Annotated in this window: 14 protein-coding genes; 7 read left to right on the top strand and 7 right to left on the bottom strand. The window is 68.9% G+C overall.

The features are described from left to right. Positions 1–26 precede the first annotated feature (26 nt). The 5 genes from KIP79_RS16180 (at position 27) to KIP79_RS16160 (ending at position 8,449) form a co-directional block, all read left to right on the top strand. On the top strand, positions 27–2,696 hold the full coding sequence (locus KIP79_RS16180) for a branched-chain amino acid ABC transporter permease/ATP-binding protein (protein ID WP_214105633.1): 2,670 nt from the start codon (positions 27–29) through the stop codon (positions 2,694–2,696). A gap of 5 nt (positions 2,697–2,701) precedes the next feature. Beyond that, positions 2,702–3,388 (top strand): ABC transporter ATP-binding protein, encoded by a 687-nt coding sequence (locus tag KIP79_RS16175; RefSeq protein WP_214105632.1) that lies wholly within the window; start codon positions 2,702–2,704, stop codon positions 3,386–3,388. Further along, complete coding sequence (locus KIP79_RS16170; RefSeq protein WP_214105631.1) at positions 3,385–4,266, top strand: alpha/beta fold hydrolase; 882 nt, start codon at positions 3,385–3,387, stop codon at positions 4,264–4,266. The genes KIP79_RS16175 and KIP79_RS16170 overlap by 4 nt, the downstream gene beginning before the upstream one ends. Before the next feature lie 83 nt (positions 4,267–4,349). Beyond that, positions 4,350–7,571, top strand: coding sequence for a fused isobutyryl-CoA mutase/GTPase IcmF (gene icmF, locus KIP79_RS16165; protein ID WP_214105630.1), 3,222 nt, complete (start codon positions 4,350–4,352; stop codon positions 7,569–7,571). Positions 7,572–7,585: 14 nt separating this feature from the next. Continuing rightward, entirely contained in the window at positions 7,586–8,449 is an 864-nt protein-coding gene (locus KIP79_RS16160; RefSeq protein ID WP_214105629.1) for a 3-hydroxybutyryl-CoA dehydrogenase, read from the top strand. A gap of 4 nt (positions 8,450–8,453) precedes the next feature. Here KIP79_RS16160 and KIP79_RS16155 read toward each other — a convergent pair whose 3' ends face one another. The 4 genes from KIP79_RS16155 to KIP79_RS16140 form a co-directional block, all read right to left on the bottom strand. Then, positions 8,454–8,996 carry a type 1 glutamine amidotransferase domain-containing protein gene (locus KIP79_RS16155; RefSeq protein ID WP_214105628.1) on the bottom strand — a complete coding sequence of 181 codons (543 nt, stop codon included), beginning with the start codon at positions 8,994–8,996 and terminating at the stop codon, positions 8,454–8,456. Between the two features lie 54 nt (positions 8,997–9,050). After that, the gene (locus KIP79_RS16150) at positions 9,051–11,345 is read right to left on the bottom strand and encodes an ATP-binding protein (RefSeq protein WP_504742113.1); all 2,295 of its coding nucleotides are present in this window, start codon (positions 11,343–11,345) and stop codon (positions 9,051–9,053) included. Positions 11,346–11,523: 178 nt separating this feature from the next. After that, positions 11,524–12,426, bottom strand: a complete 903-nt coding sequence (locus KIP79_RS16145; protein WP_214105626.1) for a hypothetical protein — start codon at positions 12,424–12,426, stop codon at positions 11,524–11,526. Positions 12,427–12,675: 249 nt separating this feature from the next. Continuing rightward, positions 12,676–13,290 carry a trimeric intracellular cation channel family protein gene (locus KIP79_RS16140; RefSeq protein WP_214105625.1) on the bottom strand — a complete coding sequence of 205 codons (615 nt, stop codon included), beginning with the start codon at positions 13,288–13,290 and terminating at the stop codon, positions 12,676–12,678. A gap of 649 nt (positions 13,291–13,939) precedes the next feature. Here KIP79_RS16140 and KIP79_RS16135 point away from each other — a divergent pair. Beyond that, on the top strand, positions 13,940–14,986 hold the full coding sequence (locus KIP79_RS16135) for a LacI family DNA-binding transcriptional regulator (protein WP_214105624.1): 1,047 nt from the start codon (positions 13,940–13,942) through the stop codon (positions 14,984–14,986). A 75-nt stretch (positions 14,987–15,061) separates the two neighbouring features. Here KIP79_RS16135 and KIP79_RS16130 read toward each other — a convergent pair whose 3' ends face one another. Then, positions 15,062–16,531 (bottom strand): endo-1,4-beta-xylanase, encoded by a 1,470-nt coding sequence (locus tag KIP79_RS16130; protein WP_214105623.1) that lies wholly within the window; start codon positions 16,529–16,531, stop codon positions 15,062–15,064. A 929-nt stretch (positions 16,532–17,460) separates the two neighbouring features. Between KIP79_RS16130 and KIP79_RS16125 the strand changes: the two genes are divergently transcribed. Next, positions 17,461–18,795: an extracellular catalytic domain type 1 short-chain-length polyhydroxyalkanoate depolymerase gene (locus KIP79_RS16125; protein ID WP_214105622.1), complete on the top strand. Its 1,335-nt coding sequence runs from the start codon at positions 17,461–17,463 to the stop codon at positions 18,793–18,795. Positions 18,796–18,887: 92 nt separating this feature from the next. Here the strand turns inward: KIP79_RS16125 and KIP79_RS16120 are convergent, their stop codons facing one another. Next, entirely contained in the window at positions 18,888–19,607 is a 720-nt protein-coding gene (locus KIP79_RS16120; protein ID WP_214105621.1) for a family 43 glycosylhydrolase, read from the bottom strand. Continuing rightward, on the bottom strand, positions 19,604–19,933 hold the full coding sequence (locus tag KIP79_RS16115; protein WP_214105620.1) for a hypothetical protein: 330 nt from the start codon (positions 19,931–19,933) through the stop codon (positions 19,604–19,606). Before KIP79_RS16115 ends, KIP79_RS16120 begins: the two co-directional genes overlap by 4 nt. Positions 19,934–19,948 lie beyond the last annotated feature (15 nt).

The following is a 19,948-nucleotide window of genomic DNA, read 5'->3' as shown; positions in this document are numbered from 1 at the left end:
GCGGCGCGCGGCGGAAGGAGTTGCTGGTGAGCGACATCCTCTTCTACGGTCTGCTCGGCTTCGGCCCCGGCGCCGTCATCGGTCTGCTCGCCCTGGGCCTCGTGGTCATCTACCGCGGCACCGGCGTGCTCAACCTGGCCCACACCTCCCAGGCGTGCCTCGGCGCGTATGTCTACTACCTGGCCACACTCTCCTGGCCGCCTGTGCCGGCGCTCGTCCTGGCGGTCCTGAGCGCCGCGGTCAGCGGTGTCCTGGTCCAGCTGCTCGTCATGCGCCCGCTGCGGACCGCCTCCCCGCTCACGAAGATCATTGGGGCGGTGGGCGTGCTGGTGGTCATCCAGTCGGCCCTCCTGGTCGGCTTCGGCAGCGAGTCGCGGAACGTGCCCTCGGTGCTGCCCACCGGACCCGTGCCGCTCTGGGACGGCCGCTCCATCGGGGTCGACCGGCTGCTGCTCGTGGTCATCGGCATCGTCGTGACGCTGGGGCTCTGGCTGCTCTACAAGAAGACCGTCTTCGGCGCGGTGGTGGCCGCCGTCGCCGAGAACCCGCTCGCCGGGGCCGCCCTCGGGCACGACGCGGGGCGGATCGCACTGGGCAACTGGTTCCTCGGCGGCGCGCTGGCCGGGCTGGCCGGGGCCCTGATCGCCCCGATCAGCGGCCTGAGCCTGGTGTCGTTCGTCAGCCTCCTGGTACCGGTCCTGGCGGCCGCCCTCGGCGGCGGTCTCATCTCCTTCCCGCTCACCATGGTCGGCGGGCTGGCGGTCGGCGTCGCCCGGGCCGAGGCGACCGCCCACATCGACCTGAGCGGCGTCGGCACGATGGTCACCTTCGCCCTCCTGGTGATCCTGATGATCGTCCGCGGCCAGGCCATCCCGTCGCGCGGCTTCGTCGGCTTCCGCATGCCCTCACTCGGCACCGGCCGCATCCGCCCGCCATGGGTGCTCGTCGCGGTCGCCGTCGCGCTGCTGCTGGTGTGGAGCGTGTTCACCCCGGCCTGGAACATGGCGGCGCTGACCAGCCTCCTGCTCGCGCTGCCGATGCTGTCCGTCGTGGTGGTGACCGGGTACGCGGGCCAGCTGTCCCTGGCACAGTTCGCCCTGGCCGGGGTGGGCGCGGTGGTGGCCGTCGAGGTGGCGGTCAGGATCGACCTGCCGTTCCCGGTCCTGCTGCTGGTCGGCGGCCTGGGCGCGCTTCCGGTCGGCTACCTGCTCGCGCTGACCGCCCGCCGGATGCGGGGCGCCAGCCTCGCGATCCTCACCCTCGGATTCAACGTGCTCCTCTTCGAGACCCTGTTCATCCGCACCGACGTGGTCACCGTCCAGAGCCCGACGATCTTCGGTGTCGACCTGGCGGCGCTGATCGACCCGAGGCGCTACCTGACCCTCGTCATCGTGATCACGGCACTGTTCGCCCTGGCCATCGCCAACCTGCGGCGCAGCCAGTCCGGGCGCAGGCTCATCGCCGTGCGCGGCAACGAACGGGCCGCCGCGTCCATCGGCATCAGCGTCAACGGCGCCAAGACCACGGCGTTCCTGATCTCGTCGTTCGTCGCGGCCGTCGGCGGCGTGCTCATCGCGTTCCGCTCCACCGCCGTGACCTACACCAATTTCGCCATCCTCGACTCGGTCAACCAGCTGGCCTGGTCGGTCATCGGCGGCGTCGGCTTCATCGCGGGCCCGCTGATCGGCACCACGCTCGCCGGGGGCGGCATCGCCAACCAGATCATCGCCGCCGTCTACAGCGACCAGTTCCACTGGCTGCCGCTGCTCGCCGGGCTGATCCTGCTCGTGATGATCATCATCAACCCTGACGGTTTCGTCGCCGTCGCCAAGGAGACCACCGGGCACCTGCGGCGCAGGCGCCGTCCGGTATCCGCCGAGGTCCGGCCCGCTCCGAGCCGGAAAGCCGCGCCCCCGCCACGGGCGCGGCGTGCGCTGGAACTGCGCGGCGTCGGCATCACGTTCGGCGCGGTAGAGGTGCTCAGGGACGTCTCGCTGCGCGTCGAGCCCGGCACGGTGCACGGCCTGATCGGCCCCAACGGCGCGGGCAAGACGACGCTGCTGGACGTGATCAGCGGCTTCGCCCGCCCCCAGACCGGCTCGGTACGGCTCGGCGACACGGCGCTCGACCGGCTCCCCGCCTGGCGCCGCTCCCGGTCCGGGATCGGCAGGTCCTTCCAGAGCCTGGAACTGTTCGACGACCTGACCGTGTACGACAACATCCGCCTCGCGGCGGAGGCGGACGTCCGGGCCAACGCGCTCAGGGACGCGGTCTGGCCCCGGAACACCGAACTCAGCGCGGTCGCCTGGGACGCGATCCGCCTGCTGGAGCTGGAGGACGTGCTCGGCAGCAGGATCCCCGAGCTGTCGTACGGGAAACGGCACCTGGTCGCGATCGCCCGCGCGCTGGCCATGGACGCCGACGTGATCCTGCTCGACGAACCGGCCGCCGGTCTCGACGTGCACGAGACCGAGGAACTGCGCACCCTGATCCGGCGCCTGGCCGACCAGCACGGCGTGGCGATCCTGCTCATCGAACACGACGTCGACCTGGTCATGTCGGTCAGCGACACCGTGACCGCGCTCAACTTCGGGCGGGTCATCGCCGGCGGCGCCCCGCAGCACGTCCGTACGCACCCGGAGGTGGTCGCGGCGTACCTGGGCGAGGAGACGGCCGAACCGGAGAATGCGAGGTGACCATCGTGGAACAGCCACCGGCGATCGCGGCGCGCGGCCTGAGCGTGGGCTACGGGGAGGTGGTGTGCGTCCAGGACCTGACCCTGGAGGTACGGCGTGGCGAGATCGTCGCCCTGCTCGGCGCGAACGGCGCGGGCAAGACGACCACGCTGCTCGGGCTCGCGGGCGTCCTGCCGCCCAGGTCGGGCTCGGTGGAGATCGGCGGGTCCGTCGTGACCTCGCCCACCCACGCACGAGCCCGGGCCGGCCTCGCCTTCGTCACCCAGGAGCGCTGCGTCTTCATGGGACTGAGCGTGCGCGACAACCTGCGGGTCGGCGGCTGCGACCCGGACACCGCGCTCGACTACTTCCCCGAACTGAAACCGCACCTCAAACGCACCGTCGGCCTGCTGTCCGGGGGCCAGCAGCAGATGCTGGCGGTCGCCCGCGCGATCGCCCGCCGACCGGCCGTGCTCCTCGCCGACGAACTCTCGCTCGGGCTGGCCCCCATGCTGGTGGACCGGATCTTCGAGGTGCTGACCGCGGCCTGCCGGGCCGACGGGATGGCCGTCCTGCTGGTGGAACAACAGATCAACAAGGCGATGCTCATCGCGGACCGCTGCGCCGTCCTGCGGCGCGGCCGGCTCGTCGTGGTGGACGGCGCCGCCGCGATGCGGGGGAGGATGTCCGAAGTGCGGGACCTGTACCTATGACCGGTTCTCCCGTCTGGTTCTCGTCGGCGCTGGCCGCCCCCTTCGACGCCGGGACCGTGGAGGTGGCCGGCTGCCCGATCCACTACAAGGCGTGGGGGGAGAGCGGCCGGCCGGTCACCGTGCTCGTCCACGGTGGCGCCGCGCACATGGGCTGGTGGGATCACATCGGTCCCCATCTCGCCGGTGACCAGCGGGTCGTCGCGCTGGACCTGTCCGGACACGGCGACAGCGGCCGGCGTTCCTCGTACTCGCTGGAGCTGTGGGCCGACGAGGTGATGGCGGTGGCGGCCGCGGAGGGCCCCGGCGATCCGGCGCCCATCCTCATCGGGCACAGTATGGGCGGTTTCGTGACACTGACCGCCGCCATCCGCTTCGACCACCTGCTCCGGGGTGCGGTGGCGATCGACTCGGCCATCAAGGAGATCCCGAACGAGGCGGCGGCCTGGCGGCGACCCGAGGACGACTACAACGGCGGCGTTCCCGTCCTCAAGGTCTATCCCACCCGCGAGAAGATCCTGCAACGGTTCCGAACTCTCCCGGAGGACCCAGCGGGGATCCCCTACATCCGCGACCACATCGCGGCCGGATCGATCAGGCCGACCGAGGGCGGCTGGACCTGGAAGTTCGACCCCAAGATATTCCTGAGGTCCCGGATGCGGCCGGAGCAGATCGCCAGGGTGTCCTGTGCCACCGCGCTGATGCTCGGCGAACGGGGGCTGACCACGATGGACCGGACGCTGGACACGGCGCGGCGGCTCGGCGGATCGGTACCGGTCACCCTGGTTCCGGACGCGGGTCACCACATCATGCTCGACCAGCCGATCGCGTTGATCACCGCCTTGCGCACGCTGGTCAGCCAGTGGCGGCCCCTTCGGTAGGTCAACCTACTAGGAAGTCCTAGTATTTACTTGGACGTCCAAGTAACTTACCTGTGGCTGACCCATTCCCCCGGAGGACCCCCATGCACGTTCCCCAGCACCCGGTCCGCGTGGTCACCGCGGCGGCGTTGTTCGACGGTCACGATGCGGCGATCAACATCATGCGGCGCATCCTCCAGGCCCAGGGCGCCGAGGTGATCCACCTGGGGCACAACCGGTCGGTGGAGGAGGTCGTCACCGCGGCCGTCCAGGAGGACGTGCAGGGGGTGGCGATCAGCTCCTACCAGGGCGGGCACGTGGAATATTTCACGTATCTGGTGGATCTGCTCCGCGAGCGCGGCGCCGGTCACGTCAAGGTGTACGGCGGGGGCGGCGGCGTGATCGTCCCCGAGGAGATCGAGCGGCTGCACGCGCACGGGGTGGCGGGCGTCTTCTCGCCGGAGGACGGGCAGCGCCTCGGCCTGGCCGGGATGATCAACACGATCGTGCGGGCCTGCGACGTGGACCTGAGCACCGGGGAACCGCCCGCCGTCGCCGCGGTGGCCGCAGGGGACCAGCGGGCCCTGGCCCGGGCCGTCACTCTGGTGGAGTCCGGCGCCGCGGACCAGGAATGGCTGGCGAAACTGCACGCCGCCGCCTCCGCCAGGACCGTCCCGGTGCTCGGCATCACCGGCACCGGCGGCTCCGGCAAGTCCTCCCTCACCGACGAACTGCTCCGCCGGATCAGGCTCGACTACGAGGACAAGCTCCGGGTCGCGGTGATCGCCGTCGACCCGACCCGGCGGCGGGGCGGGGGAGCGCTGCTCGGCGACCGGATCCGGATGAACAGCCTGGCCGGGGGCGGCGTCTACTTCCGCTCCCTGGCCACCAGGGGCGCCCAGGAACTGCCGCCCTGCCTCGGCGACGTGATCGCCGCCTGCCGCGCCGCCGGGCACGACCTGGTGATCGTGGAGACGCCGGGCATCGGTCAGGGGGACGCCGCGATCGTGCCGTACGCGGACGTCTCGCTCTACGTGATGACCCCCGAGTTCGGTGCGGCCTCCCAGCTGGAAAAGATCGACATGCTCGACTTCGCCGACGTGGTGGCGATCAACAAGTTCGAGCGCAGGGGCGCGGAGGACGCGCTCCGCGACGTCCGCCGCCAGCTGGTCCGCAACCGGGAGGCGTTCGGCGTGCCGCCGGAGCGGATGCCCGTGTACGGGACGATCGCCTCCCGCTTCAACGACGACGGCGTGACCGCGCTCTACCAGCGCCTTCGCGACCTGCTCCATGAGCGTGGCCTGCCTGCCGGGCCCGCGCTGCTGCCGGCGGTGGCGGCGACCACTTCGACGGTCGCCACGGCGGTGCTGCCGGCGGGCCGGGCGCGCTATCTGGCCGAGATCGCAGAGGTGGTCCGCGACTACCACACGCACACCGACACACAGGCCGAGGCGGCTCGCAGCCACCAGCGCCTCCTGTTCGCCCGGGATGCGGTCGCCGCCGCCGACGGGGACACCGCGGTGCTGGACGACCTGGTCGCCCGCGCCGAGTCCGGCATCGACCGGCAGAGCAAGGAGTTGCTGGCGGACTGGTCGGCCACCCGGGACGCGTACGAGGCGGACGAGCTGGTGGTCAAGGTCCGTGATCGCGAGCTGCGCACCCCGCTGTGGCGGGAGACCCTGTCGGGCAACCGCATTCCCCGCGTCGCCCTGCCACGGCACACCGACCACGGCGACCTGCTGCGCTTCCTCCGCACCGAGAACCTGCCCGGCAGGTTCCCGTTCACCGCCGGGGTCTTCCCCTTCAAACGGGACGACGAGGACCCGACCCGGATGTTCGCCGGCGAGGGCGACGCCTTCCGCACCAACCGGCGTTTCAAACTGCTGTCCCAGGGCCAGAACGCGACCCGGCTCTCCACCGCGTTCGACTCGGTCACCCTGTACGGCAACAACCCCGCCGAGCGCCCCGACATTTACGGAAAAGTCGGGACTTCGGGGGTGTCGATCGCCACCGTCGAGGACATGAAGGCGCTGTTCGACGGGTTCGACCTGGCCGCGCCGAACACCTCGGTGTCGATGACCATCAACGGCCCGGCGCCGACCATCCTGGCCTTCTACCTCAACACCGCCATCGACCAGGCGGCCGAGCGGTTCCGCGCGACACACGGCCGGGAACCCGCCCCGGCCGAGGCCGCCGACCTGCGGGCCCGTACGCTGGCCACCGTGCGCGGCACCGTACAGGCTGACATCCTCAAAGAGGACCAAGGGCAGAACACCTGCATCTTCTCCACCGAGTTCAGCCTGCGGATGATGGCCGACATCCAGGAGTGGTTCATCGCCAACGGCGTACGCAACTTCTACTCGGTGTCGATCTCCGGCTACCACATCGCCGAGGCCGGGGCCAACCCGATCAGCCAGCTCGCCTTCACCCTCGCCAACGGCTTCACCTACGTGGAGGCCTACCTGGCCAGGGGCATGGACGTCGACGACTTCGCGCCGAACCTGTCGTTCTTCTTCTCCAACGGCATGGACCCCGAATACTCGGTGCTCGGGCGCGTCGCCCGCCGCATCTGGGCGGTCGCCATGCGGGAACGGTACGGCGCGAGCGAGCGGGCGCAGAAGCTCAAGTACCACATCCAGACCTCCGGCCGCTCCCTGCACGCCCAGGAGATGGACTTCAACGACATCCGCACCACCCTCCAGGCCCTGATCGCCATCTACGACAACTGCAACAGCCTGCACACCAACGCCTTCGACGAGGCCGTCACCACCCCCTCGCCCGAGTCGGTACGCCGCGCCATGGCCATCCAGCTCATCATCAACCGCGAGTGGGGCCTGGCGATGAACGAGAACCCCCTCCAGGGCTCCTTCATCATCGACGACCTGACCGACCTGGTGGAGGAGGCCGTACTGACCGAATTCGAGCGCATCTCCAGCCGGGGCGGCGTCCTGGGCGCGATGGAGACCGGCTACCAGCGCGGCAAGATCCAGGACGAGTCCATGCTGTACGAGCAGCGCAAGCACGACGGCACCCTGCCGATCATCGGCGTCAACACCTTCCGCAACCCCAACGGCGAGGTCGCCCACGGCAGCCTGGAACTGGCCCGCGGCACGGAGGTGGAGAAGCAGTCCCAGCTGACGCGGCTGCGGAGCTTCCACGACGCGTACGCCGGGGCGGCGCCCGCCGCGCTGGCCCGCCTCCGCCAGGCGGCGATGTCCGAGGGGAACGCCTTCGAAGCCCTGATGGACGCGGCCAGGGTCTGCTCGCTCGGCCAGATCACCGACGCACTCTTCGAGATCGGCGGGCAGTACCGCCGCAACGTGTGAAAGGAACCACCAGAATGACCGACATCACCCGGGTGGGCGTGATCGGCTGTGGACTCATGGGCGCCGGGATCGCCGAGGTCTGCGCCCGCGGCGGTCTGGACGTCGTGGTCCGCGAGATCGACGACGCCGCCCTGGCGGCAGGCCGGGCCAGGCTGGAAGGCTCCCTGCGGCGGGCGCTCAACAGCGGCAAGATCACCCAGGAGCAGTTCGACGCGGCGGCCGGCCGGCTGACCTACACCACCGCGCTGGACGACCTCGCCGACCGCGACCTGGTCATCGAGGCGGCCACCGAGAACCCCGAGCTCAAGGCGGCGCTCTTCGCCGAGCTGGACCGGGTGGTCAAGCGCCCCGACGCGATCCTGGCCTCCAACACCTCCTCCATCCCCATCGCCCGGCTCGCCCAGGCCACCACCCGGCCCGCCCAGGTGATCGGCCTGCACTTCTTCAACCCCGCCCCCGTGCAGAAGCTGGTCGAGGTCATCCCGTCGATCCTCACCGACCCGGCCGTCCTCACCCGGGCCCGCGCCTTCGCCGCCGATCAGCTGGGCAAGACCACGATCGAGGCGCCGGACCGGGCCGGGTTCGTGGTCAACGCGCTGCTGGTGCCGTACCTGCTGTCGGCCATCCGGATGGTGGAGGCCGGCCATGCCACCGCCGAGGACGTCGACACCGGCATGACCCTGGGCTGTGCCCACCCGATGGGCCCGCTCCGCCTGTCCGACCTGGTCGGCCTGGACACGCTACTGTCCGTCGCCGAGTCGCTGTACGCGGAATACGCCGAGCCGCACCACGCGCCGCCGCCGCTGCTGCGCCGCATGGTGGAGGCCGGGCGCCTCGGCCGCAAGTCCGGGCGAGGCTTCTACGACTACTCGGCGTGACCCGCTAGGCGAACGCCTCCACCGCCGCCTCGCCGAACGCCTTCAGGTCATCCGGCATCCTGCTGGTGACCAGTTTCGACGGGGCCGCGGTGCAGACCACGACCTCCTGGTCGTGCCAGGTCGCGCCCGCGTTGCGCAGGTCGGTCTGCAGGCTGGGCCACGAGGTCATCGTGCGTCCCCGGACGACCTCGGCCTCGATGAGCGTCCACGGTGCGTGGCAGATCGCCGCGACGGGCTTGCCCAGGTCGAAGAACGCCCGTACGAACCGGACGGCTTCGGGCCGGGTGCGCAGGTAGTCCGGGTTGGCCACGCCGCCTGGCAGGACGAGCCCGTCGAACTGGGCGGCTTCGACCTCATCCACGGTGGCGTCCACCGGGAACGTGTCGCCACGGTCGAGGTGGTTGAACGCCTGGATCCGGCCTTCCCGGGTGGAGATCAGCCGGGGCGTGCCCCCGGCGTTCATGATGGTCTGCCACGGTTCGGTCAACTCGACCTGCTCCGTGCCCTCCGGTGCGACGAGAAACGCGATGGTCTTGCCTTGAATCATGGCTGGCTCCCCTCTGAGCTGCCTGGACTCTTCCCCTTCCCGTTCTCGATGGCCCTATTCGGGGAGGGGAAGGCGGAGCACGAAGCGGGCACCGTGCGGGGACGCTTCCTCGGCGTGGAGGGTGCCGTGGTGGGCGTGCGCGATCTCCCGGGCGATGGCCAGGCCGAGACCGGTGCCGCCCTGGCGGCGGCCGCGGGCGGTGTCCGGGCGGGCGAAGCGCTCGAAGACGCGGTCGCGTTCGGCCTCCGGTATTCCGGGGCCGTCGTCGGTGACGGTGAGCTCCGCCTGGTCGCCGACGCGGCGGACGGCCACGGTGACGCTGCCGGCGGCGTGGCGGTGGGCGTTGTCGACCAGGTTGCTCAGCAGGCGGACGAGCTGGGCGGGGACGGCGTCGACCGTCACCTCGCCCGTCAGGTCGAGATGGGTGGTGTGGCGGTCGCCGAGCCGCCTGGCCGCCTCGCTTTCCGCCAGGCGGGCCAGGTCGACGCGCTCCAGCGCACTGGGGGGAATGGCGCCGATCTGGGCGAGCAGCAGCAGGTCGGTGATGATGGCCTGCAGTCGGCCCACATCGCCCAGCGTGCGGTCAAGCAGGTCCGCCAGGTCGGTCTCGTCGGGATGGAGCCGAGCTTCCTCCAGTTGGGTACGGAGCCCGGCCAAGGGGGTGCGCAGTTCGTGGGAGGCGTCGGCGGTGAAGTGCCGCTGGCTGTCCAGCGACTGTTTCAACGACGCGGCGGCGCGTTCCAGCTCCAGCGACATCGCGTGCTCGTGGGTGTAGCGGCGGGCGTTGTCCACGCACACCGCCGCGCGGCTGACCAGTTCGGCGGCCAGGGTCACATCGTCGTCCTCGAACGCGTCGGTGTGCGGCGCGCGGTAGAAGCTGACCACCCCGAGGGTGACGCCGCGTGCCCGCATCGGCACCGCGATGACCGAGCCCACGCCCTGCTCGCCCTCCTCCAACGCGGTGTCCGGCCCGGACTCGAGCACGGGCTGACCCATGGCCAGGCAGTGCGCCTGCGGGGTGGACGGCAGCAGGTGGAGGAGCGAACCGACCCCCTGGAGGCAGGATTCCCGCTGGGCGGTGGCCAGGGCGATGCGGAGCAGCCCCGCACCCAGGCTGGACGGCTCCCGGCCGCGTAGCACGTCGGGGGACACATCGACGGCGGCGTGGTCGGCGAACCGCGGGACCGCGACCTCGGTGAGTTCCTCGGCGGTCCGGGTCACCTCCAGGGTGGTGCCGATCCGGGCGCCGGCCTCACAGAGCAGGGCGAGCCGTTCCCGCGCCTGTAGCGCCAGCCGTCCGATGCTCGGCTCGCTCACCGCCAGCAGCCATCTGTCCGTGGCGGCCTCCGCGGGAACGGCAGGGGCCGATGCGGCGGGCGTGGTTGCCGGGGCGGTTGCCTTCAGCACGGCGTCGAGCGACGGCGGGCCGGTCTTCGCCGGTGGCGTCCCGTCCCCGGGATCGCTGGATGCCACGTACCTGGGCGGCCCGCCGTCGAGGACGGCCTCCACCGCGATGCCGCTCACCCCGCCCGGATCGTCGACCGGAAAGCTGCGCAGCGTCGCGGCGCGGTTCCCTGACAGCGGCACCATCGCCATCCCCACATGACCGACGGAGATCAACTCCGTGGCCTTCTCCAGCAGGCGGAGCCGATCGTGTGACGGCAACAGGTCGGCGGGTAGGACGCCCGCCCGATGCGTGGCGTCGAGGAACGCCCGGAGCAGCATCTGTTCCCGTTCGGATGTCTGCTCAAGCAGGCGTTGTTCGATGCGGGCGGCGGCGTCCACGACCAGGCTGAGCATGGCCGGGTGGGCGATCCGGTCCAGGCAGGTCAGATCCAGTACGCCCAGGATGCGGCCGCTGATCGGGTCGCGGATGGGAGCGCCGGCGCACGCGTGCAGCCGCAGCGATTCCGCGAAGTGTTCCGGCCCCCGGATGAGGACGGGACGCCGCTCGACCAGTGCGGTGCCGACGCCGTTGGTGCCGACGATCTGCTCGGGGCACCCCCAGCCGGGCAGCGCCGGCAGCTCATCGAGCGATCTCAGAAGTGCCGACTCTCCGACGCGGCGCTGCAGGATCCTCGCCTTCTCGTCGCAGAGCAACACGCTGACGTCGATGCCGGAGATCTGAGCTTCAAGCTGATCGAGCACAGGCAGGGCGGCATGAACGAGCCTGCCGTTCATGTCAACGTCCGGGTGGTACAAGTAGGGCGCGTGCTCGGGCACGAGGCCCAGGCTCCGACACCGCTGCCATGACATCAGTACCCGATTGCGCACCCCGTGCCCGACGGCTTCGTCGGCGAAAAAGCGCTCACGAGCAACGGCGATGCCTCCTTCGTCGACAGCCGCCATTGATCATTTCTCTCTGGTAGGCGCCATTTCATTCCACTGTGCACGTCCAAAGCCAAGGATTCTGCTCAAACGGTTAAACGTCTGGCGATTAAAAACCACAATAGCCTTGAAATATCGGGGTTTAACGCCAGAGCCCCTCCACCGGCACGGGGGAAGGGCTCTGGATCGTCGCCGGGGATCAGCCGGGCGGGAGGTTGCCGTTCTTGGCGACCGGCAGGGCCAGCTGGCTGGGGCCGGTGAGGGTGGCCTGCTCGGCCGGGAGGCCGGCCAGGACGGGGTTGATGTGCCGCAGGGTCAGCGTGACCGTGGGCAGCACGACCGAGGTGGTGAGGTCGAACTTCTCCAGGTCGATCCACCGGACGATGTTGAACACTTCGGCCGGGATGTTGTCGCCGGCCTTCTGCACCGGGACGCACAGCTGGCGGGCGTAGAGGACCTGCACGCTGTGCGTGGGGATCGTCGAGGTCAGGACGGGGTTGAGCTGGCGCAGGGACAACTGCGCGTTCAGCGAGGTGTTGGGGGTGATGCCGTAGCACTTGAGATCGATGTGGCTGACCAGCGACAGCACCTCGGCGGGTGGGACCACGTTGTTCTTGATGACCGGCACGCACAGCTGCTGTGGGGTGTTCATGGAGATCTGCGTGCGCGGCAGGGTCTGGAACAGCGGGTTGAGGTGGCTGAGCACCAGGCCCGTGGTCACCGTGGCGCCGGAGATCTTGTAACAGGCCAGGTCGATGTACTTGATGAAGTCGATCGCGGGCGACGGTGCCATCTGGTTGTTCTTGGCGACCGGGACGCACAGCTGCTCACGCTGGCCGAGGGTGACGGTCTCGGGCGGCAGGTTGGCGAGCACGGGGTTGATGTGCCGGAGCGTGAGCGTGGTGGCGGGTGGCTGGTACGGGTTGGTCTTGAAGCATTCGAGGTCGAGGAAGGCCGTCAGATCCTTCGGGGTCGGCAGCGCTAGGGCGGTGGCGGGCGGCACGCAGAGGAACACCACGGAGAGCACTGCGGCGGAGGCGGAGACGATGCGCCGGAGCGTCGATTTTCTGCGCCCGTGAATTCCGATTACGGCTCGGTCCATTGCGGCTCCAAAAGTAGGGGTCAGGCCTCCTTTGTCGCGAGTGTGTGCCGCCATGGCCGGATTATCAATATCACGCGAAATTCGGGCCGACCGGTGGGGGAGTTAGCATCAGGTGCAAAGCGTTCTCCGTTCGCAGGGAAAACGGAATTCGGTCGGATTTACAGAGACCCTGTCTGCCTGATGGCGCAGGTCGTCAGACGTGTGCGCCGGGGCCGGTCGGCGTGGTTTCGGTTCATGAAAATTTCGCGCTCATTCCGGCGTTGTTACGCCTCTGGCCAGGGGTGCCCGCCAGGAGTAGCGCATCGCCAGCATCCGCAGGGTGAAGGCGAGCAGGGCGGCGGAAAGGATGGCCGCGTAGTCCGGCACGCCGAGGCGGGACAACACCGCCATCAGGATCGCGCCGACCATGGCGGGGACGGCGTAGAGCTGCCGGTCGTACAGCAGTGTGGGCGTCTCGCCCGAGAGCAGGTCGCGCAGGATGCCGCCGCCGACGGCGGTGCACACGCCGAGCAGCACCGCGTGCGGCGCGGACAGGCCGAACAGCAGCGCCTTCTCGGTGCCGACCGCGCAGTACAGGCCCAGCCCCGCCGCGTCGAACACCAGCACGGCGGGCATCAGCCGGGCCACCTGCGGATGCCAGAAGAACACCACCGCCGTCGCCGCCACCGGCACCAGCAGGTAGCCCAGGTTGCTGAAGGCGGCAGGCTGGATGCCGAGGAACAGGTCCCGCAGGATGCCGCCGCCTACTGCCGTGAAGAACGCCAGCACCACCATGCCGACCACGTCCAGCCGCTTCCTGACGCCCTGCAGTGCCCCGGAAATGGCGAAGACGAAGATCCCGGCCAGGTCGAGTACAGCCGTCATGGCATCGGGTCGCCTTTCTCATGACGTGCGTAGGCCGTCCAGACGAATGCGGCCTAACGGGGAAATGATCGCCATCCGGCGATGTCCCGATCAGCATACGATTACCGACCAAAATGATGATTCCGGCCACTCCGGCGGCTCCCGCGAGATGGCACCTTCTCCATTGCTCGCGGACAAGCATGGAGAAGGTGCCGCTGAGTGTGACTTGTCAGCCGGTGTGGATTGTCGGCTAGCCCCAGTAGGCCAGGGCCTGCCTGCCGAGCGATTGTTGTCCGGCGGTGTTGGCGTGGCAGCCGTCGGCGACTTCGTTGCTCCTGAGACGGAACGTCCCGGGGTAGGTAACGTTCTGTGTCGTGTCGGCGGCCGCCTGCCTGGCGAGGCTGTCGGTCAGCTGCGGTGTAGGCGACCGGTGGCCGCGTGCGCGGCCGGCAAGTCAGAAAGTTTCTGCTGTATAGAGAAAGTTACAGGATCGGGGCGGCCTCACTCATGGTCGGCGAGTGTCTCCCGCAGTGGCGACGACCCCGGCCTGCCGGGTCTTAACCCCCGTTGCCCTGGCAGCCAGTGCAGGCCCTACGGCGGGTATACATTTCGTATGATCACCGAAACTGTCAGGGGAAGGCCTCTGAGGCCTGACCACTAGACTGCGTTCATGAGCGCCGTCGACGAGCCGTCCGCACCTGGCTCCGAGCCGCTGACCCTCGCGCAGATCGCCGAGCTCGCCGGTGTGTCCGTGGCGACGGTCTCCAAGGTGGTGAACGGCCGCTCCGCGGTGGCGCCGGAGACGCGCGCCCTGGTCGAGGGCCTTATCCAGCAGCGCGGTTTCCGCAGGCAGCGACGGCGTGGCAACCCGGCCGCCGTGGTGGAGCTGGTTTTCCACGAACTGGCGGGCGACTACCCGACAGAGATCATCAAGGGCGTCGGGCAGGTCGCACGCGAGCACCACCTGGCCGTGGCGGTCTCCGAACTGCAAGGCTCACACACCCCCGGGGCCGACTGGCTGGAGGACGTGCTCAGCCGCCGCCCCACCGGCGTGATCGCGGTTTTCTCCAGCCTGACCGACCTCCAGCGCGACCGGCTCGCCAACAGCGACATCCCGCTCGTCCTCCTGGACCCGCCCGGCGACCCCGGCCACCGAATCCCTTCCGTGGGCGCGGGCAACTGGCACGGCGGGCTCACCGCCACCCGCCATCTGCTGGAACTCGGGCACCGGCGCATCGCCATCATCACCGGCCCCGCGGGCACGCTGTCCAGCCGGGCCCGGCTCGACGGCTACCGCGCGGCACTGGACACGGCCGGGCTGCCGGTCGACCCCGACCTGATCTGCCAGGGCGACTTCCAGATCCAGGACGGCCTCATCCACACCCGCCGGCTGCTGCGCCTGCCCCACTCGCCCACCGCCATCTTCACCTGCAACGACGGCCAGGCCACCGGCGTCTATCACGCGGCCCACGGCCTGGGGCTGCGCATCCCCGAGGACCTCAGCGTCATCGGCTTCGACGACATGCCCTCGATGCGCTGGGCCATCCCCCCGCTGACCACGATCCGCCAGCCACTCACCGAGATGGCGGCGGCGGCCACCAGGATGGTGGTGACCTTGGCCAGCGACGAGCCTCTCTCGCAGGACCGAATCGAATTCGCCACAAACCTGATCGTTCGCGCCAGCACCTCCCCCCCAAAAAAGGCCGGAACCACGTAGCGCGGTGACTTGAGCCGATGGCCTCCGGTGCGGCGGGGTCGTGCCGCACCGGAGCGCGCTCATCGAGGGATCAGCTCACGTCCTGGTCCATTTCTGGTTGTTGCCGCCCCAGCAGGAGTACAGCTGGAGCTGGGTGCCGTTGCCGGTGCCGGCGTTGACGGCGTCCAGGCACAGGTTGGACTGGACTCCGACGATGGTGCCGTCGGAGTTGATCCGCCACTTCTGGTTGTTGCCGCCCCAGCAGGAGTAGATCTGTACCGCCGCGCCGTTGCCGGAGCCGCCGGCGTCCAGGCACTTGTTGCCGTACACGCGCAGTTCCTGGGCGGAGGTGTAGGTCCACTGCTGGTTGGAGTTGGTGTGGCAGTCCCACAGCTGTACCCGGGTGCCGTCGGTGGTGCTGGAGTTGGGTACGTCCACGCAGCGGTTGGAGGCCACACCCCTGATCTGGCCGCTGCCACCACCGGTGGAAGGAGTGGGCGTGGGCGTTGGGGTCGGCGGGGGTGAGGGGTTCGGGCTGGCGGCGTTGAGGGCGTTCAGCACCGAGGTGTAGGCGGCCTTCTTGTTGCCGCTGCCGTCGAACAGCAGCGGGGCGCTCCCCGAACCGAGCCAGGAGTCGCTGTCGCGCACGCCCCAGACGGTGATGCCGGCGCAGCGCGCCACCGCCAGGCAGTCGTTCACCACGCTCGCGTAGGTGGTGGCCGAGCCGCCCTGGATGTCCAGCTCGGTGATCTGCACGTCCACACCGAGGGCCGCGAAGCTGGAGATGGTCGTGCGGTAGTTGCTGTTGTACGGGCTGTTGCTGTTGAAGTGCGACTGCAGGCCGACACAGTCGATCGGCACGCCGCGCGACTTGAAGTCGCGGACCATGTTGTAGACGCCCTGGGTCTTGGCCCAGGTCCAGTTGTCGATGTTGTAGTCGTTGTAGCAGAGCTTGGCGGCCGGGTCGGCGGCTCGCGCGGTGCGGAACGCGACCTCGATCCAGTCGTTACCGGTCCGCTGCAGGTTGGAGTCGCGCCGGCCGCCGGAGTTGCCGTCGGCGAAAGCCTCGTTGACCACGTCCCAGGCGTAGATCTTGCCCTTGTAGTGGGCCATCACGCCGTTGATGTGGTCGATCATCGCCTGACGGAGCGTGCTGCCCGACAGCGACTGCATCCAGCCCGGCTGCTGGGAGTGCCAGGCCAGCGTGTGCCCGCGTACCCGCTTGCCGTTCTGCACGGCCCAGTTGTAGACGCGGTCGCCGTTGGTGAAGTTGAACTGCCCCCGGTTCGGCTCGGTGGCGTCGATCTTCATCTCGTTCTCGGCCGTCACCATGTCGAACTCGCGGTTGGCGATCGTGGTGTACGCCGAGTCGCCGAGCCTGCCCGCGGCGATGGCGGTACCGAAGTACCGGCCGCTCTGCTGGGCCGCCGCGCCCAGCGTGCTCGCCGCGGCGTTGGAGGGAAGCGGCACCACCAGCGCCGCGACCACGCCGAACACGCCGACCGCGCCGGCGACCAGGGACCGGCGTAGCCGGGTTCCAGGTGGGGGTATGGCGATTGCGCTCATACCTGAACCTCCATAACTGAATCAGTGGAAAACGGGAGAAAGGGGAATATGGGCGCCCCGCGAAACGACGCCGCGGCCCCTCGCCAGGGGACGCACACCACCAGAGCGTCGCCAACGGCGGCCCCCTGCCTGTGCATCACCCCGCAGGGGAGAGCGCCTCGGAGAGTCAGTTTGGAAACGTCCCCGAAACTTGTCAAGACTGTTCTGAAAAGTTTCGGAAAATCACCGGTGCTGAGCTTGTAACACCGGCCCTACACGCCGGTACGGCAGGCGGAAATTTTCGCTGATCTGCGCTGTTAGGTAGACAAGGCCTAGCTGAAAGTTTCATCACGGGCGCTCCTCGGGGAGGTGCATTCGCTCCCGATAACGCCAGATAAGCCGCCCTCAGCTGCCACGCAGTCGACGCGAACATGCGTGGACGCCTTGACAGTGGCTCTCTCCCTCGTATTTGCTCCGCCCCACACCGCCTCCGACCGCCGGATGGAGAGGAGACCCACCAACAGTCGAATGTGAGCGTTAACAGTTGCGGCACCCTACGTGCTGTGGCCAAATATCCGTGCAATCCGGGCCGACGTCATATGTCTGCCCGCAGGGCACGGCTATCTCGCGGCATTCATTGACGAGTGCTGAGGTATCGGCAAAGCCGAGGCTAACGTACCGAGCTCGAACGTCTCGTAGACGGCTGGCGGCAGCCAGGTCACCGTGACCAACGTCAGCTACGACGGCTCGGTACCACGGCGGGCTCCCAGGGCTTACAGGCCCCAGAAACGGCAGGTCGCCGAACCCACCCCCATTCACCCTCAGTGGGACCCCTCGCTCTTTCCTGACGCGCCTGTCCGGCGACGGCCGGGCACTCGTCTCCTGCCCGCGATGCGACCTCTATCGATTCGACCGCGATGAAGCGCGGCCTCCCAAGAAAAGGCGGATGGATGAAACGCCATATCAGGAAACTCGCCGGTGCCAGTGTCGCGGCCATGGTCACGGGACTGTCCATGCTGGTGGCGTCCGCGCCGCAGGCGTCGGCGGCGAGCCTGACCGAGGTGACCAACTTCGGTGCCAACCCCGGCAACATCCGGATGTACCTGTACGTCCCCAACAACGTGGCACCCCGCCCAGGCGTACTGGTGGCGATGCACGGCTGCAACGGCACGGCTCAGGGCTTCTACCAGGGCACCGAGTTCGCCTCGCTGGCGGACAGGTACGGCTTCATCGTCGTCTACCCGCAGGCGAACAAGAGCGCCAACGGCCTCTCGAACTGCTTCGACGTCTGGTCGAACGAGGCCCTGCGCCACGGTGGCGGCAGCGACCCTGTCTCGATCGTCTCCATGGTCAACTACGTCCAGCAACGCCACAACGGCGACCCCGAGCGGGTGTTCGCCACCGGCTTCTCCTCCGGCGCGATGGAAACGAACAACCTGCTCGCGACCTACCCGGACGTGTTCAAAGCCGGCGCACCGTTCTCCGGGGTGCCCTACGGCTGCCTCGGGCCCGCCGGGTGCGGCGACAAGACGCCCCAGCAGTGGGGCGACCTGGTCCGTAACGCCTACCCCGGCTACACCGGACCGCGGCCCCGCGTGACGGCCTGGCACGGCACCGCCGACAACGTGCTGAACTACAGCATGCTGCAGGAGGAGGTCGACCAGTGGACCAACGTGTGGGGGATCAGCCAGACCCCCACCTCCACCAACAGCCCGCAGTCCGGGTGGACCAGGCGGGTCTTCGGCTCCGGCCAGGTCGAGGCGTACACCGTCAACGGAGCAGGCCATGACCTGCCGCGACCCGGAATGGCGGCCTACGCGATCCGCTTCTTCGGCCTGGACAGCACCACGACACCGTCCCCCACTCCCACGCCAACCCCCACACCGACTCCTTCCACCGGTGGTGGCAGCGGCCAGATCAGGGGTGTGGCCTCCAACCGCTGCGTGGACGTACCCAACTCCAGCACCACCGACGGCACCCGGGTACAGCTGTGGGACTGCCACACCAACTCCAACCAGCAGTGGACCTACACCTCCGCCCAGGAACTCCGCGTGTACGGCAACAAGTGCCTGGACGCCGGCGGCTCCGGCAACGGAGCCGTCGTGCAGATCTACTCCTGCTGGGGCGGCAACAACCAGAAGTGGCGGATCAACTCCGACGGCACCATCGTCAACGTTCAGTCCAACCTGTGCCTGGACGCCGTCAACTCGGGCACCGGCAACGGCACCCAGCTCCAGCTGTACTCCTGCTGGGGCGGCAACAACCAGAAATGGACCAGGACGTGAGCTGATCCCTCGATGAGCGCGCTCCGGTGCGGCGAAACCCGTCGCACCGGAGGCCCTCACCCGGTGTCCTCTTTCTGATCAGGTGTGGGTGATCATGGGGTGGTCAGGTCGAACCGTCGTACGGTCACCGAGCCGCCGAGGGCCTGGGTGGCGTAGTTGAAGATCCCGAATCGGTAGCCCATGAAGAACCGCCAGGAGTTGTTCAGGGCGAACGCGGAGCCGAGGGCGGTGAAGTTCACGCCGTCCGTGCTGTAGGAGAAGCGCGCCTGCCGTCCCGAGCCCGGGCGGACGTCGGCGTTGGCCCGCAGCCAGATCCGGCCGCCGGGGTAGGCGTCCACGAACGCCATGTAGTACCAAGCGCCGTTCTGGGTCTGCACCAGGCAGCCCTGGTGGGGCACCCCGCCGCCGGAGATCGGGCCGGGCATGTCCAGCAGGACCTGGCGCATCTCGTACGGGCCGAACGGGCTGGTCAAGCAGAGCACGTACTGGCCGTTGGCGGGGCGGGTCAGCCAGATGTAGTAGTAGCCGTTGCGCTTGTAGAAGCGGGCCCCCTCCAGGGTGCCGACGCTGGACGGCGTGCTGAACACCTGCTGGGCGCGTACCTGGCTGAGGCCGTCGGCGGACAGTTGCGCGACGCTGATGGTGGTGTTGCCGTAGGCGACGTACATGGTGTCGTTGTCGTCGATGAGCAGCCCGGCGTCGTAGTAGCAGTTGTTGATCCGCGACCGCTTGGTCCAGGTGCCGTCCACCGCCGACGCGGTGTAGACGTAGGTGCGGTTAAAGGGCAGTTCGTGGCTGACGATGACGGTCATGCACGACAAACGAAGGCGGAGCACTCCACCTCGGCGCGGCGGTAGCTCATGCCGCACCGGATGGATTCGCGCAGGCACACGATCTGGCGCTTGCTGAGCCGGAGCTTCCCGCACACGATCACATTCGAGTACCTGCGGCAGTCGAGGTTGTGATCCCAGGCTCTCCCGTCCTCCGGGTGGCAGTCCTGGCGGGTGGCCTGCCTGTCGAGGTACGAGCACTGGTGGCTGACCTGCTCCTTGCCGGTGGAGTCTGCCGCGAAACCGGTGCCGGCGGTCGTGAGCACGGTCGTCGCGGCGAGTGCGGCAACACAGATGATCTTTTTCATGGCAAATCCTCACTT

Source organism: Acrocarpospora catenulata (genome assembly GCF_018476525.1).
Taxonomy (GTDB): domain Bacteria; phylum Actinomycetota; class Actinomycetes; order Streptosporangiales; family Streptosporangiaceae; genus Acrocarpospora; species Acrocarpospora catenulata.
This window is presented reverse-complemented; position numbering and strand designations above follow the sequence as displayed.

Excerpts from the sequence above, each read along its gene's own strand:
- KIP79_RS16170 (WP_214105631.1), top strand. The coding sequence starts at position 3,385 with ATGACCGGTTCTCCCGTCTGGTTCTCGTCGGCGCTGGCCGCCCCCTTC.
- icmF (WP_214105630.1), top strand. The coding sequence starts at position 4,350 with ATGCACGTTCCCCAGCACCCGGTCCGCGTGGTCACCGCGGCGGCGTTG.
- KIP79_RS16160 (WP_214105629.1), top strand. The coding sequence starts at position 7,586 with ATGACCGACATCACCCGGGTGGGCGTGATCGGCTGTGGACTCATGGGC.
- KIP79_RS16155 (WP_214105628.1), bottom strand. The coding sequence starts at position 8,996 with ATGATTCAAGGCAAGACCATCGCGTTTCTCGTCGCACCGGAGGGCACG.
- KIP79_RS16150 (WP_504742113.1), bottom strand. The coding sequence starts at position 11,345 with ATGGCGGCTGTCGACGAAGGAGGCATCGCCGTTGCTCGTGAGCGCTTT.
- KIP79_RS16145 (WP_214105626.1), bottom strand. The coding sequence starts at position 12,426 with ATGGACCGAGCCGTAATCGGAATTCACGGGCGCAGAAAATCGACGCTC.
- KIP79_RS16140 (WP_214105625.1), bottom strand. The coding sequence starts at position 13,290 with ATGACGGCTGTACTCGACCTGGCCGGGATCTTCGTCTTCGCCATTTCC.
- KIP79_RS16135 (WP_214105624.1), top strand. The coding sequence starts at position 13,940 with ATGAGCGCCGTCGACGAGCCGTCCGCACCTGGCTCCGAGCCGCTGACC.
- KIP79_RS16130 (WP_214105623.1), bottom strand. The coding sequence starts at position 16,531 with ATGAGCGCAATCGCCATACCCCCACCTGGAACCCGGCTACGCCGGTCC.
- KIP79_RS16125 (WP_214105622.1), top strand. The coding sequence starts at position 17,461 with ATGAAACGCCATATCAGGAAACTCGCCGGTGCCAGTGTCGCGGCCATG.
- KIP79_RS16120 (WP_214105621.1), bottom strand. The coding sequence starts at position 19,607 with ATGACCGTCATCGTCAGCCACGAACTGCCCTTTAACCGCACCTACGTC.
- KIP79_RS16115 (WP_214105620.1), bottom strand. The coding sequence starts at position 19,933 with ATGAAAAAGATCATCTGTGTTGCCGCACTCGCCGCGACGACCGTGCTC.